The sequence below is a fragment of the Sphingobium sp. genome, from assembly GCA_023266575.1.
Taxonomy (GTDB): Bacteria; Pseudomonadota; Alphaproteobacteria; order Sphingomonadales; family Sphingomonadaceae; genus Sphingobium.
Window position 1 is genome coordinate 381,281 of sequence record JAHFPV010000001.1, and the last position, 17,131, is coordinate 398,411.

Below are 17,131 nucleotides of genomic sequence, written 5' to 3' on the forward strand. Positions count from 1 at the left end.
ATGGAGCAGGACGTAAAGGCATTTCGCAAGTTGGGCGACTTGCTGGCCCGCGGGCGGCGCTCCTTGGACCGGTTGCCGGGGGACTGGCGTCTGCGTCGCCGGGCCGCGCTGCGCAATTCCTCCAGTCTGGCAAACCGGCTCCATTTCGAAGCGGTCGAGCCGCGCCTGCTGCTGGCGGCGGACGTGCCGCCGATCACCGGCACTATCGAAGTGCCCGGCGAAACCGATCGCTTCGCATTCACCCTGACCGAACCCAAAAAGGTGGTGTTCGATTCTCTTACCGCCACCAACAATATGTTCTGGGCACTGGCGGACCAGAAGGGCAGCATTGTTTCGAACCGCAATCTGGCCCAGTCGGATTCCTACGATTTTTCGGGGGGCAACATCCTCGATTTGCAAGCGGGCGAATATACGCTCAGCATTGATGGGCGGGCCGACGCGACCGGCAATTATGCATTCCGCTTGCTTGATACAGCCAATGCCGACGTCTTTACGCCGGGTGATGTCGTCAACGGGCTGCACAAGGCGAACGAAACCGCGCTGTACAAGTTCGACGCGTTGGCCGGGGACAGTTTCTTCTTCGACGCGCACAGCTATCCGGCTGAATCGACAGCATGGCGGCTGATCGGCCCGGACGGCGAATATGTCACCGGGCCACATGGGTTCGACGATTCCGGTGCCTATCTGCTGAACCGCAGCGGTACGTACATGATGGAGATTGAAGGCCGGGTGTATAATTCGGCCACGGCCGACATCAGCTATTCCTTCACCTTCGGCAAGATTACGCAGACCGGCGCTGCCCTGACGATCAACGAGCGGGTGCAGGGTCGCCTTGCGACCGCAGGCAGCAGCACGGTGTTCGATTTCGATCTCGCCAGCGACAGCAAGCTGCTGTTCGACAATCTGATCCGCCGCGATAGCCTCAAATGGTCGCTCAGCGGACCGCGTGGTCAGGTGATCAACAACCGGAATTTCAACAGTTCGGATTCCTTCAACGGGGACCCGCTGCTCAATCTGGTCGCGGGGCAGTATAAGCTGACGGTATTTGCCGATGGCGACGCAACCGGTGATTTTGCCTTCCGCCTGCTCGATTTTTCGACGACCGCTACCGCGATCAGCGCAGGGGACAGTTTTGGCGCGACGATCGAGGATGGCGGCGCGCTGGCCAATATTGCGCACCCCACAGGCGCGCCGCTCGACTATTCCGCGCAGGGCGGGACGATCAACCGCAGTTGGGATGTCGCCACGCTCGGCGAGCTTGAAGTCGCGAACGATGCGGCACTCAATCCGGCCGCGATCACGGTCGAGGCATGGGTCAACGCACGCAGCGGCGGCGGCTTCTATCAGGGCATCGTCAGCAAGATAAACGATACCGGATGGAGCAACGGCTATGGGCTGGTGCGTGTCGGGGGCAATGTCCGCTTCTTCGTCAACAATTGGAACGATGGCTTTGTCGAAGCACCGCTCGCGACGGATCAATGGAAGCATGTTGCCGGTGCCTATGATGGCACGACCTTGCGGCTTTATGTCGATGGCGCGCTGGTTGCCGAAAAGGCCTATGACGCCGCGATCAACCACAGCGCCAATGCGCTCAACATCGGTGCGGCACCGACCGGCAATTATCAATTTGACGGGCAGGTGGACGATGTCCGCCTATGGGGCATGGCGCGCAGCGCAGCCGACATCGCCAGCGGATATCAGCGCCCGCTGACGGGCAGCGAGAGCGGCCTTGCGGGCTATTGGCGCTTTGACGAGGCGACCGGTCAGACCGCTGCGGATATCGCGCCGGGCGCGCTGGTCGCCAGCGGTGTCCTGCGGCGCGGGACCGAGACAAAGCTGTTCCGGTTCGACGGGGTGAAGGATGACCATTATTTCTTCAACCTGCTCAGTGCCAGCAACAACCAGTATATACGGGTCTATCGCCCCGACGGCACGCTGCTGCTCAACGGTTCGGGACTGGGCGATATCGACCTTGGGGAGTTGCCCGAAACGGGCGAATATCTGATTGCCGTCGAAGGCTATCTCTACAATCAGGGCAGCGCGGCATTTACCGCAGAGCTGCTAAAGGTGTCGGACGATGCTGCCGCGCTGACGCTGAACGCGCTGACCAGCGGGCGGATCGATGCCGGAGAAGCCGATCGCTTCACATTCACGCTGAGCGAAGCGACGAAGCTGGCCTTTGACTCGCTGACGGCAAACTCCGCGCTGAGTTGGTCGCTGACGGGGCCGTTTGGCTCAGAAATCACCAATCGCAATTTTTACTATTCCGATTCAGCCGAGATCGACACCAGTAGCAGCCAATTGCTCAATCTTGCGCCGGGCGCATATACGCTGACGGTCGACGGTGCCGGGGACACGGCTGGCGATTATCAGTTCCGCCTGCTCAACCTTGCAAGCGCAACTGCGCTGACCCTTGACGCAGAAACCACCGGCAGGCTGGAGCCGGGCAACGAGACCGACATGTTCGCGTTCACGGGGCAAGAAGGCGATGCGATCTCGGTCGAGCGGATTTCGAGTACGAACGTCAATGCGTTCTGGCGACTCTATGATCCGCTGGGCCGTCTCGTCACATCCGCGCGCCAGTTCAATGGTTCGGTGCCGCTCACGCTCGATTATGATGGAACCTATGTTCTGGTCCTCGAAGGGCGGGTGTGGGAAGGCGCGCCGGTCGACTATGCGCTCAAGGTCAGCCGTACCGGCAGCACGGCACCGCCCGACAGGGGTACAGGCACCGCGTTCACTCTCGGCGCTGCGGTTAGCGATACGCTGAGCGCCGCAGACGAAATCGATCTCCACAGCTTTACCATAACGGCACCCACCAGGGTCTATTTCGACAGTCTGACGCCCGACACGGGCAAGACCTGGGCGCTGTTTGGCCCATCCGGGCGCATCACGCCGGATCGCGCCTTCTATTACACCGACAGTTTCGAGAATTACGCAAACACATTTATCGACCTGACCCAACCGGGCGACTATCAGATCCGCGTGCAGGGCAGCACTGGCACCTACAGCTTTCGACTGCTCGATTTTGCAAGTGCCACGCCCGTCGCGGCGGATGGCAGCGTTACGTCCTCCACGCTCACGCCCGTGCGCGAGTCTGACATTTTCAGTTTTACCGCGAGCGCTGGCGAGAAGATCGTCCTCGACGTGCGCGATTATCCCAACAGCGCGAGCTGGCGCATTTTTTCGAGCAACGGGCGTCAATTGTTCGGTCCCGCCGGGTTCGATTATCACGAACTCACCATGCCCGTTTCCGACACTTATTATTTTGTCGTGGAGGGGCGTGTCTGGGATAGCAGCGCATCCGACAATTATGCCTTCATCCTCAATCGCCCGGCCGATCCCGCGCCGATCGATCTGACGCTCAATGACATCGTTGAAGGCACCATCGCCAAGACCGGCGATGTCCAGCGCTATCGCTTCACGGTCGATACCCAGAAGCTCGTGATTTTCGACAATTTCAGCGCAGAGGTCTATCTTGAATGGGCGCTGACAGGGCCGCAGACCTCGGTTGGCAACCGCTTCTATTATTCGGACAGCTACGAACAGCAGAACCGCACCCCGATGCTGCTGGAGGCGGGCGATTATGAACTGGTGGTCCGTGGATCACAGCAGGTGGAAACCGGCGGACGGACGCTGGGCGACTATAAGTTCCGCCTGCTTGATGCCGCCGCCGGGACATTGCTCGCGGTTGATGGTTCCAGCACGTCCGGCACGCTCGATCCGGGTCGGGAAACCGATGTCTATCGCTTCACGGCGACCGCGGGCGAGAAGATATTTTTCGACGGTATTCAGGGGGCTGGCAATGGATCGGTCAGAATCCTCGATGCCTTCGGTCAGGTCGTTTATGGCCCCACCGACTTCCGCGATTCCGCCATCACCATGCCGCGTGCGGGCACCTATACGCTGCTGGTGGAAGGGCGGCCCTGGGACAATACAGCCACAATCAATTATCAGTTTGCGCTGTCGCGGATCGAGGCGGACCCGGCGCCCATTGCGCTCAATTTTGGCGAGCGGACGACCGCGACGATTGCCAAACCGACCCAGAAGCAGCGTTATACATTCACACTCACCGCGCCAAAATCCTTCTATTTCGACAGTTTTACGCCAGATACCGAGATGTCCTGGACCATCTCAAGCGCCGGGCTGAACCTTGTCAGCAGCAATTTCTATAGCACGGATTCCTACGAAAACAGCGCTGATCGCATCTTCACGCTTCCCGCTGGCGACTATAGCCTGGATATTTCCGGCAATGCCGGAAAGACAGGCAGTGCCGAATTCCGCCTGATCGACACGGTGTCCGCCACCGCGCTTGACTTTGGCCAGCCGGTTCGTTCCGACCTTACGCCATTGCGCGAAACGGATGTCTACAGTTTCGAAGGGACGGCGGGCGAGACGATATTCTACCAGAATCTGCAAAGCCAGCCCAACGCCTCTTTGCGGATCATTGATCCCGATGGCCTTCAGTTCGTCGGCCCGACGAACATGGACAATCGCGAGATCGTCTTGCCCAAGACAGGGCGCTATCTCATCCTTGTGGAAGGACGGGTGTGGGATGCCAGCGCCAGTCAGAGCTATGGCTTTACCCTGCAAAAGCCGACCAATCCCACCCAGACCATCGTCATCGACGGCACGACCAACGCGGCGCTGACGCGACCGGGCAAGATCGGCAACGCCCTGTCATTTTCCGCCCATGAGCAGATTCAGATCGTCGATCCCGCGCTTGACCTGCGACAGGATGTGACGGTCGAATTCTGGATCAATCCCGATCGGCAGGCGGACACATGGTCGCCGATCGTTTACAAGGCTGATGATGCGGGGCAGCGCGGCTATTCCGTGTGGTTCAACGCCAATGGCCAGATCCATTTTTCGAGTATGCGCGGCGCATCGAACGACACGCTGGAGACGGCGAGCGGCGCGGTTCCCTATGGCGAATGGAGCCATGTCGCCGCGGTGCTGGAACGCAGCACCGGGACGATGAAAATCTATATCAACGGCGTGCTGGCAGCCTCCCGATCGGTCAGCACGGCGCTGTCAAACGGTTCGCCTGCCACGCCTTTGTTTGTTGGCGGCACCAGCGAATATAATGAGGCCCATCGCAAGTTCGAGGGCGGGCTGGACGAGGTGCGGGTCTGGAGCAGCGGGCGCACGGAGGCGCAGATCGCCGCGACCATGAATGTCGGCGCGCCGACCGACACTACAGGCCTGGCGTTGCGACTGGGTCTGGACGCGGTGACGTCGGGTGCCGTGACAAATAGTGTTACCGGCGCGGCAATTCCGGTTTTGCGCGACCTTGCAAACGTCAAGGGCGTGGTCGAAGGACGCCTCGACACGCCGGGCGACAAGCGGACCTACACTTTCACCGTCGCGGAACGCACGATGATGGTGTTCGACAGTCTGCATGACAATGATCAGATGGTCGTTTCCGTCACCGGGCCGGGCGGTTTTTCGATATCGAACAATCTGCGCAATGGCGACAGTTACGAACTGGGCGGGCGCAACCCCGTTTTCACGGTTGAGCCGGGCACCTACACCATATTGGTCGATGGCACGGGGGCTGCCACCGGAGCCTTCGCCTTCCGCCTGCTCAACCTGTCCGCCGCGCCGCTGGTGCCGTTCGATACCGCGATTTCGCAGACGGCAAGCGGTTCATCGGAAAGCTACGCCTATCGGCTGAACGTCAATCCGGGCGACAATCTGCTGCTCGACGTTCAGCAGGTGACCAATTCGAACAACAGGGTTTCGTATCGGCTGATCGATCCTTATGGCCGCCAGATTTTTGGCCCAGTCGACTTTGCGTCACGGGAAAGTGGCGCACTGGCGATCGGCGGCGTCTATACGCTGATCGTCGAACCGCGCGTCTGGCGTGAATGGCCGGTGGATTTCCGCTTTGCTGCCTATAAGGTTGCGTCCACTCCGCCGGTGGCGATCACGCTGGATGGCCCCAATCCCCAGGCACCACAGATTCAGCCCGGCAAGAGCGGCAATGCGCTCACCCTGCGTGGGGTCGATTATGTCGAAGTGCCAAGCAGTGCGGAGGTATCGCCAAGCCGCAATCTGACGGTCGAAGGCTGGTTTAAGCTCGACCGCTTCACCAACAGCTGGACGTCGCTGGTTGCCAAATCGACCCATAGCACGTCACCTTATCGGATTGCGGTGAACGGCAACGGGTCCGTCTGGGCGGCGGTGCGCGATGCGTCCGGGGTGCAGTCGATCCAGACTGGCGGCGGCCTGATCGCTGCAGGTGAATGGGCGCATATCGCGCTGGTGGCCGACCGTGACGGCGGGGCGATGAAAATCCTCGTGAACGGGGTGGAGCAGGCATCGGGAACGATCAGGATCGGCAATAATGCCGATGCGGGCGAGCCGCTGCTGATCGGCCAGTATGAGGAGGTCGAGACCAGCTACGGCCAATGGGAAGGCGCAGTCGACAGCTTCCGCATCTGGGACATTGCGCGCAGCGAGGCTGATGTTGCCGCCGGGATGACCAGTCCGCCGGCGACGGGGACCAGCGGTCTCCTCTACGCGCTCGATTTTGAGAGTATAGCATTGAGCGGTGACGCTCTGCTGCGCACCACCAACCCAAATGGTGTTTCCGGTCGCATCGCACAGCCGGGCGAAAGCGATATCTACAGTTTCAGCCTGACGGCCGAAACGTTGGTCATGCTCGACAGCCTGACAAATTCGGGCGACATCAACTGGACGCTGACCGGCCCGCAAGGGGAGGTTGTGAGTGCCCGGCGCTTTAGCGACACGGATTCCGCCGATTTCACGGCGTCGCCGGTCCTGCGACTGGGTGCGGGGGATTATGAGCTGAAGATCGACGCGGTCGGCAGCGTGACGGGCAATTATAACTTCCGTTTGCGTGACCTTTCCCTTGGTACGCCACTGACGCTGGGTTCGCCGGTATCGGGAACGCTGACACCCACGAGCGAGACCGACATTTATCGCTTCGCTGCCAATGCGGGGGAAACATTCTTCTTTGACGGCGGCACCGTTCACAACGACATGCGGTGGCGGCTGATCGATCCGTTCGGCAATGAAGTATTCGGCCCCAATACGGTCGGTAATATTGACGGGCTGGAACTCCCCATAAGCGGCGTCTATTCGCTGCTGATCGAGGGACGGGCCTATACCGCGACGGTCGCCGACTATCAGTTTGGCGTCTATCCCATCACCACGCAGAATGCGGCGCTGACCATCGGGTCGCGTGTGGACGGATCGATCGGCACGGTCGGCGAAAGCGACGCCTACAGCTTCACGCTCGGCGCGGCCAGCAAGCTGGTATTCGACGCGCTGACGACAGCGACCATATTCAACTGGACGTTGCGTGGCCCCGATGGTGTCGAGGTCGCCAGCCGCAATGTGCATGATTCCGACGGGTTTGATTTTGGCGGCAATCCGGTCCTGAGCCTTGGCGCGGGCAGCTATACGCTGACGATCGATGCGACAGCGGAAAATACCGGCGATTATAGTTTCCGCCTGCTCGACCTTGCATCTGCCGAGGAACTGGTGCCGGATGGCACGTTCAATCGCACAATTGCCCAAAATGGTCGGGAAACGGACATGTTCCGTTTCACCGCGACGGCCGGTATGCGCTTCGGCTTCGATGTGGTCAGCAATTCGTCCAGCAACAATAGCTGGCGTCTGATCGACCCGCTGGGGCAGGTGATTTTTGGTCCTGTGGGTCTTGGCGATACCGATCTGATGACGGCGGTGATGGCCGGCACCTACACCTTGCTGGTGGAAGGGCGGCGTTCCGCGACCACGGATGGCAGCTACAGCTTCATTTACAATCAGCCGACCATCCTGCCTGCCGGTGGCCAGACCAGCCAGAATTTCGACGTGGCGGGCCTGCCCTATATATTGGGCAATCATCGCGGGACGGCGGCGCAAATACTGGCTGATGGCGGGGATAACGTCATCAGGCTGACCGATTCCCTGCAAGTGAATAGCCAGAATTCGATAGCCTTCTCCGCCACTGGCAGCGGGCGGCAGGATGTCGTCGATCTCGGTTTCGATTTCCGCCTGACCCGCCGCGCCGGTCAGACGGAAGATGCCGACGGCTTTGGCCTGCTCTATCTGCCGGTCAGCCAATATGGCAATGGCGGGCCGGGAATGCTGGTGACGCCGGAGGCCAATCTGGCCGGAGCGCTGGGCATCGGTTTCGACACGCTGAGCAATGGCGAAGTCAACGCCAATCATATTTCCATCCATTATAATGGCGTCAAGCTGACCGACATCGCCAATCCCGGCCTGACGCTGGCGAGCGGCAATTGGGCGCGCGCGCGGATAGTTGTGGAGCGGACCGATGGCGGATCGCTGGTCACGATCGAACTCACGCCGGAGGGTGGCGCGACCATCGCCGCTGTCACCGATTTCTTCGTGGCCGGCATGGAATTGGAGGCCGGGCGGCTGGTGCTGGGCGCCAGTCAGGGCAGCGCGACAGCCGATCAGGATTTCGATAATTTCGCCATCGCCATGACCGCCGCGGCGCAGCCGATGACGGCGCTGACGCTCAACGATGCAGTCAGCGGTTCGATTGCTGCGGCTGGCGCTGTTCAGCGCTATGAATTTACCCTGACGGAAGAAACCGCAGTCGTTTTCGATGCGCTGACCAATAATGGCGCGCTGCGCTGGGAGATTAGCGGCCCGACCCAGACACCCGCCCCGCGCAGTTTCAACGGCACCGATTCTGCGGAATTTTCCGGCAATCCGGTCATGACGCTCGCCCCCGGCACATATCGCGTCGCCATTTCCGCTACCGGCACCAATACCGGCAGCTTTTCATTCCGCCTGGCGTCGCTGGCGGACGGCACAGCGATCAACCTGAACGAAACGCAGGATCTCACCCTCACCCCCGGCAATCTGACGGAAATATACCGGTTCGATGCTATGGCGGGACAAGCGCTGTTTTTCGACCTGCTCAGCGGATCGAACGATCCCTTCTGGCGGCTGATCGACCCGGCCGGCAATCTGGTTTTCAACACAACGCGGGTCGGCGACGTCGAGGAGCCGCTGTTGCCGCTCGACGGCACCTATACGCTCCTGATCGAAGGGCGTGTCGGCACATCCGCGCCGCAGACTCTGAGTTTCCGTGTGGTCGACATGGTCGAGAGCATCACGCCGCTGACCATCGGTGAGACGATCAACGGTACGATCGCCGCGCCAGGCACGAAGGTGCGTTACACCTTCAGCGTCAGCGACCCGCAATATCTGATCTTCGACAGCCTGATCAATACGACCCAGTTCGCATGGACCTTGACCGGACCTTCCGGGACGATCCTTTCGCGCCATTTCCAGAATGCCGACGCTCATTCGGGCGCATCGCCGGGCGCGATATTTTTCGAGCCAGGTGATTACGCCATCACGGTCGACGCCAATGATGATCTGACCGGCGATTTTGCCTTCCGCCTGCTCGATACGGCGCTGGCGAGTGATCTTGTGCTGAACGCGCCGACCACCGGGCGGCTGGAGCCTGGCAACAGCACCAATCTTTACAAATTCACCGGTGCTGTCGGTGACAATATCTATTTCGATTTCATCTCCAGCCCCGGATCGGGGCAGTGGCGGCTGTTTGATCCCGATGGCCGGGTGGCGATGAGTGCCAATTACCGCTCGGATACCGGCTTCATCACGCTTGAGAAGGCCGGTGTCTACACGCTGGCTTATGAAGGCCAGATCGGCGAAGGCGGCCCGGTCGATTACCAGTTTCAGGTCGACAAGGTGGTCCACAAGAGCCGCACGATCGATCTGGGCGAGACGATCAGTTCCAAGCTCGATCAACCCGGCCAAAGGGAAGATCTGCTTTTCACGCTGACCGAGGAAACCCTGGTCTATGTCGATGCGCTGTCGCCATTTGGCGATGTCAGCTGGCGGCTGACCGGCCCGGCCGGTGACTTTGCTGCGCTGCCCTTCACCCAGACGGACAGTTATGACCGGTCCAATGCCCAGGTGGTCTATCGTCTGCCCGCAGGCGATCATGTGCTGCGGATCGAAAGCGGCACGACGGCGGACCGGGATTATTCCATCCGTTTGCAAAAACTCGCCGATGCGCTGCCGATCACGCCGGGCGTGCCGGTCAATGGCACGCTTAGCCCCGGTGCCGAAACCGACATGTACCGGTTTGAAGGTGAAGCAGGCGACCGCTTCTTCTTCGACAGGCTCAGCTATGCGGGCGTGTCCACCCACTGGCGGTTGATCGCGCCCAATGGCCGGCAGCTCTTTGCCGGTGACATGAACGATGTCGACACGCTGGTCCTTCCCGACAGCGGTTCCTACACGCTGCTGATCGAGGGCTATGTGCAGCAGGCCGCATCGGTCGGGACCTATAGTTTCAACGTCATCGAAAACACGTTGATCGCGCCTATCCGAATCTCCTCACTGGAAGTGCGGCCCTCGCCCGACCTCATCCCGATCGAGCTTGCGGTCAGCAGCAGCGGCACGATCAGTTCCGGCAGCGAGATTACCATCAGCTGGAAAACCCGCAATCAGGGGACGCGACCAACCGATGGCGCGTGGCAGGACCGGGTGTTGCTGCGCAATCTGGATACCAATGAGATTATCGGCAACATCCTGCTGGATGACAGCGGCACAGTGATCGCTGCGGAAGGTGAACGGCAGCGGCAAACCACGCTGACGCTGCCCACGGGCAATCGCGGCGTTGGCCGGATCGGGGTGACGGTGACGAACGACGTCGCCAACACGATCAGCGAAGAAAATATCCTGGGCACCGCCGAAACGAACAATGCCGCGACGCTGGAGTTTACGTCCCAGCTGGCGCCGTTCCGCGATCTTGTCGTTTCCGCCGTTACGGCGGACCCGGCTGGCGGCTGGAACCCCGGCGATACCGTCACGGTCAACTGGACCACCACAAACGCGGGCAACAGTGCGACGGCGGCGGACTTTAGCGAACGGGTTTTCGTGCGCAATGTCATGACCGGCCAGCAGGTTCAGGTCGCCACGGTGGGCTTCACCGGCGCATTGGGCGCGGAGGAGGCGGCGCAACGGTCCGCACAGATCACATGGCCAGCCGGGATAGTGGGGCAGGGCATTTTCGAATTTTCGGTGGTGACCGATATTTTCGATCAGGTCGCCGAAGCGAATATAACCGCCACTGGCGAAACCAACAACAGCACGGCGGAAACCATCACGTCCGCGCCCGATCTCCAGATACGTAATCTGGCCATCAGCAACAGCGCGCCCGCTTCGGGCGACGTCATCACGCTGACATGGAACGAAAGCAATCTGGGCAATGTCGGCACCCTTGCAGGGTTCGACAACCGCCTGCTGGTGCAGAATCTCACCACCGGCGAGACGCTGCTCAACAGCACGATCATCACGACCAGCGCTTTGGCGGCAGGGGAAAGCCGCGCCCGCACCACCAGCTTCACCCTGCCCGAAGGGCAACGCGCGGTTGGCGACATCCGCGTCACCATAATCGCCGACAGCAATGCGAACGGGCAGACGAGCGTGCGCGAGGCGGCGGCCGGTGTTGCCGCCGAGGGTAATAATAGCGCGCAAGCGGCGGTCGCCGTTACCGCGCGCCAATATGCAGATTTGCGCGTCAGCAATGTCAGCGCGCCCGCCAATGGCCTAGGCGGCGGTAATATTACGGTCAGCTGGACCGTCACGAACGCCGGTGTGGCGACGGCTGACGGTGTTACATGGTCGGACCGGGTGATATTGAGCAGCGACGCCGTTATCGGCAATGCAGACGATGTCATACTCGGCAATGTGACCCGAACAGGCGGACTTGCGGAAGGTGGCAGCTATAATGGTTCGGGCACGCTGGCGCTGCCGAACGTCACGTCAGGCAATTATCGCATCTATGTCGTGGCCGATGCGGCGCAGGACATTGTCGAACCGGATACGCGGGCAGACAATGTCGGTGGCCCTGCGAACCTCGCCATTACCAGCCGCGCGCCCAATCTGGTGACCGAGGCCATATCCGGCCCGACTGCCACCGTGCTGGGCGGCGATCCCTTCACGGTGTCGTGGCGGGTGCGCAACACCGGTGACGCCGCCGCTGCGGGCGGTCATGTCGACCGGCTCGTTCTGTCGGCCGATGGCGTCGCGGATGCGGATGACCTGGTGTTGGCCGAAGTGTCGCGCGATGCCGGGCTGGCAATCGGCGACAGCTATACCGTATCGGTTCAGGCCCGCGTGCAGGACGGACGCAGCGGCGATTACCGCCTGATATTGGTGACGGACGCCGGAAGCACGGTATTCGAAAATGGCCTTGAAGGCGACAATGCCGGGGTATCGACCCCTGTCCGCTTCGCTGTCGCGCCTTCCGGCAATCTGGTCGTCGAAAGCGTCACTGCGCCTGCGGGTGCGCGACCGGGCGAAACGGTAGAGGTCAGCTATATCATCCGTAACAGCGGCACGGTGACCGCGAGCGCGCCCTGGGCCGACCGCATCTATGTGGATGACGATACGACGGTTTCGGGCGCGACGACGCTGGCCAGCATCGTCCGCACATTCGATCTTGCGCCGGGTGAAACCTATGAGGTGCGTCAGTCGGTCACATTGCCGGTGAACCTCGCCGATGGCACATATAACATCCTTGTCCGCGCCGATGTGGGCCAGCAAGTGTTTGAAGGCGGCATAGAGGCGGACAATGATGGCGCGTCGGGCGCGCTTGTTCTGACCCATCCCGATCTGGTGCCGATCAACGTCACGCTGCCGGGCGGCGCCAATCCGCAATCCAACAGCGACATTGCCGTGACTTGGCAGGTCCGCAACGACGGCAGCGGCGCCAGCATTGGCGGGTGGACCGACAGCCTTTGGCTTTCCCGCGATGGCATAGTGGGTGCCGGGGACATCAAACTGGGCGAAGTCGTGCGCGGGTCGAGCCTGGGCGTTGGCGAAGTGTACGACGGCGCGCTCACGGTCCGTCTGCCCATCGATGCTTCGGGTGAATATCGCATCATCGTGCAGAGCGACAGCACCGCCGCTGTGCCTGAAACCAACGTCGGTGAAACCAACAATAGCGCCTCTGTCGCGCTGACTGTGGGCCTTGCGCCTTATGCCGACCTGGAGGTCAGCAATGTTACCGCGCCAGCCCGGACGATCAACGATCCCGCGCGCGTCACTGTCGGCTGGACGGTCACCAATATCGGCACCGGGCTGGGGACCACCGACAGCTGGACGGATCGCGTCTATGTGTCGCGTGATGATATATTTGGCGATGGCGATGACATATTGCTGGGCGAGCTGGTGCATTCGGGCGGGCTGGCACTGGGCGATAGCTATGACGCCAACCTTGATCTGATTCTGCCTGCCGGATTCTATGGTCGCTACACGCTGTTCGTCCGTTCCGACGCGACGGAGGCGGTGTTTGAGAATGGCGCGGATGCGAACCGGACCGCATTGGCTGGCTTCTTTGACGTGTCGCCCATTGCCTGGGCCGATCTCCAGATCGAAAGCGTGGTCGCGCCGACATTGGCGCAATCGGGCACGTCCATCGATGTGACATGGCGGGAAAGCAATCAGGGCATCGGCCTGACCAACACCGGCGAATGGTTCGACAGCGTCTATCTGGAAAAGACCGACGGCAGTGGCCGGATACTGCTTGGTTCCGTCAACCATCTCGGTTTCTTAGGGGTGGGGGACAGTTATGACCGCACCGCCAACTTCACTTTGCCAGATGGCATAGCGGGCGATTATCGTATCGTCGTCATCGCGCCGGGCGGGGAAAATCCGGGCAACCAGCCCTATGAATTTGCCTTTACCGGCAACAATAGCGGTACATCGGCCCCGATCAGCATCTCGCTTGCGCCGCCACCCGATCTCCGCGTCACGGCCATCTCCGCGCCGACCAATGGGGTCGAGGGCGGCGTGGTCGACATTAGCTGGACGGTGAAGAATGAAGGGCTGAGCGCAGCCGAAGGCAGCTGGGTGGACAGGGTCTATCTGCGCAAGGCTGGCGATAGCGGCGCCGGTACGCTGATCGGCACCTATAGCTATACCGGCCCGCTGGCGGCGGGGACCAGCTATACAAGGCGCGAGGAAATGCGCCTGCCGGCCAAAACCAGCGACCGGTTCGAGGTGATTGTCGTCACCGATGCAGCCGACGCCGTTTATGAGCATACGGCAGAAGCGAACAACCGTTCGGTCGATGATCAATCCATCCTTGTATCGGTATTGCCGCGTCCCGATTTGCAGATCAGCGAAATCATTGCGCCTGACAGAGTGACAGCGGGTGCCACCGCCTCGGTTGATTTCACCGTGATCAATCAGGGGCTGATCGAAGCCAATGGCAACTGGACCGATCAGGTCTGGCTGTCGCTGGATGACAAGATCAGCGGCGACGACATTCTCGTGTCGCAGCTGGCCAATCCGATCGCGCTCGATTCGCTGGAAAGCTATGAGTCCAGCTCCGCGACCTTCACCGTGCCATTGCGATTCCGCGGCAATGTGTTCGTGCTGGTGGCCACGGATACCGGCAACGCCATCGACGAATGGCCGAACGACACGACCGCCAGCAACGTGCGTGCGCAGCAGATTTATGTCGAACCGGTGCCGTTCGCCGATCTGGTCGTCGACAATGTCGTCACCAATGCCCAGGCGTTCGAGGGCAACAGCGTGCCGGTGCGCTATACCGTGACCAATCGTGGCGCGGGCACCAGCAATCTTGGCCAATGGACCGAGCAGATCTGGCTGACCAGGGACAAGAACCGGCCGCATCCCGGCCTTGGCGACATATTGCTCACCAGCGTTGCCTACACCGGCGGCCCGCTGGTGGAAGGGCAGGGCTATGACCGCGAACTGACCGTGACCCTGCCGGCCAGCGTGGTGTCCGGCACATATTATATCATGCCCTGGGTCGATCCCTATGCGACGCTGCTGGAAGATTCGCTGGCGATCAACGTCAATCCCGACGATCCGGCCGAAATCCAGAGCAGCAATTATCGCGCCCGGGCGATCCAGATCGTTGGCACCCCGCCTGTTTCCAGCACGCGCGCCATTGCGGTGACGGATGTAACTGCCCCGGTTTCGGCCAAGGGCGGCGATGATTTCACCGTCAACTGGACAGTGCGGTCAACCGGGGATGCACAGGCCAATGGCTGGATGGACCAAGTCTATCTGTCCGATGCGCCGTTGCTGGAAAATGCGCGCAACATATTCGATCTTGGCAGTTCCCAGAATCTCTCGCCGCTCGATCCGGGGGCGAGCTATACCAACAGCGCGACGTTCAAGCTCAATCCTGCCGCTGCGGGCCTTTACGTCATCGTCAAGTCGACGCTGGGCGGCGACCCCAACACGCTCGACAACGCAAAGTTCGCCGCAACCAGCGTGACGAACGCGCCTGCCGACTTGCAGGTGGTCAGCGTGGTGCCTGCCGCGCCAGGCGTCGTCGCTTATTCCGGCGAACGGACAAGCGTTACCTATACGGTCGAGAATAAGGGCGCGCCGGTCTGGTCGGGCACGCAATATTGGACCGATCAGATTTGGGTGTCGAAGGACCCGACATTCATTGAAAACCGCGCGACCTATGTCGGATCGGTCACACAGGCCAATGAAGGGCTGGGCACGGGGCAGAGCTACACCAACACGCTGGAATTCGACATGCCGCCGGGGGTGGATGGCGAATATTATGTCTATGTGTTCACCAACACGCCAAGGCGGCCCGTGGTGCCCAGCGACATCGTCCGGTCGGGCGATAATGATGCGCTAAGGGACCAGGCTTTCCGGAATTTCGTATTCGAGCTGCCCGCCGGGACGGTCGAACAGGCGCAGTTCCCGGTCGTCTATCGCGAGGCGGACCTGAAGGTTACCGAACTGACCTTGCCCGACACGCTGCCTGCGGGCGGTACGGTCGAAATCAGCTTCCGCGTCGAAAATGTCGGCACGCGGGCGACGCGCGAGAATTCCTGGGTCGACCGGGTCTATTTGTCGCTCGACGCCTCGCTCGATGAGGGCGACTGGCTGATGTCGCGGGAAGCGTCGCCCGGCGTGATCGTCCGCGCGGAAAATACGCATGTCGGCATACTCAATCCCGGCGAATCCTATATTGCCAAGGTCACCGTCAGCCTGCCGTTCGAGCTGGAGGGTGGTTTCAACGTCATCGCGGCGGCGGATTCGGGCCTTGAACAATCGGGCTATGCCAACAGCACGCTGTCTCCGCGCCTTGCCGGTGTGCGCGGTGCGGTCAACGGCAAGGTCCGGGAGTATGCAGGGGAGGGCAACAACCTGACCGTGCAACCGGTCACGCTGACGCCCTATACCCCGCCAGATCTTCAGGTCGCGACGCTCAGCGCGCCGTTGCGCGCCACCCGTGGCCAGCCCTTCCGCGTGGAATATAGCGTCACCAATGTGGGCGGCGCTACCCCGACCCTGCAACCGCAATGGGATGACCTTGTCTATCTCTCCCGCGATCCGTTTCTTGACCTGACATCGGATCGTTTCCTGGGTTCGATCCGCCATACCGGCGGTCTGGACGCGGGCGGCACCTATTCCGTGGTCAAGGATTTCGTCGTTCCAGGAGACCTGGGCACCGAAGCCTATTATGTTTTCGTGGTTACCGATCCGGCGCGCTATGATGCCACCGGCAGTCTCTTTGAAGCGGACGAGCGCAACAATGTGCGTGGCAGCGATGTGCCGATGGTCATCGAACTGCCCCCGCCAACCGACATTCAGGTCACGGATATCGTGGCGCCGGACAACAAGCAGGCGGGCGATCCCGTCACCATAAGCTGGACGGTGACGAACAAAAGCGCGGTCACCGCTTCGGGCAGCTGGAGCGACGCGGTCTATCTGTCGCGCGATGCGACCTGGGACGTTGGCGACAAGCTGCTGGGGCGTGCCAATTTCGCCGGATCGCTGCTGGCGGACCAGAGCTATACGCTCAACCTGGATACCACGCTGCCCGGCGCGGCGGCGGGTGATTATCGCATTATCGTTCGCGCCGATGCGCGCAATCAATTGTTCGAGGATGTGGGCGAGGCGAACAACATCACCGCCGCCGCCAATGCCACCAGCATCTCGATCGAGACGCTGACGCTCGGAATCCCGCTATCGGCCAATCTCAAGCCGGGGCAGGAGCGACTTTATCGCATCGTCGTGCCGGCAGAACAGACCCTGCGGCTGCGCGTGGCGTCCGACGATGAGCGTGCAATCAACGAGG

The 17,131-nt window shown here is 61.1% G+C and carries 1 protein-coding gene (only partly in view); it reads left to right on the plus strand.

The features are described 5' to 3' along the window. A protein-coding gene (locus Q0D44_RS01860) for a putative Ig domain-containing protein (RefSeq protein ID WP_294131524.1) crosses the window boundary here: on the plus strand, window positions 1–17,131 show its start. The gene runs 20,057 nt beyond the window's last position; the window shows 17,131 of its 37,188 coding nt (coding positions 1–17,131); its start codon is at window positions 1–3; its stop codon lies off the right edge, out of view.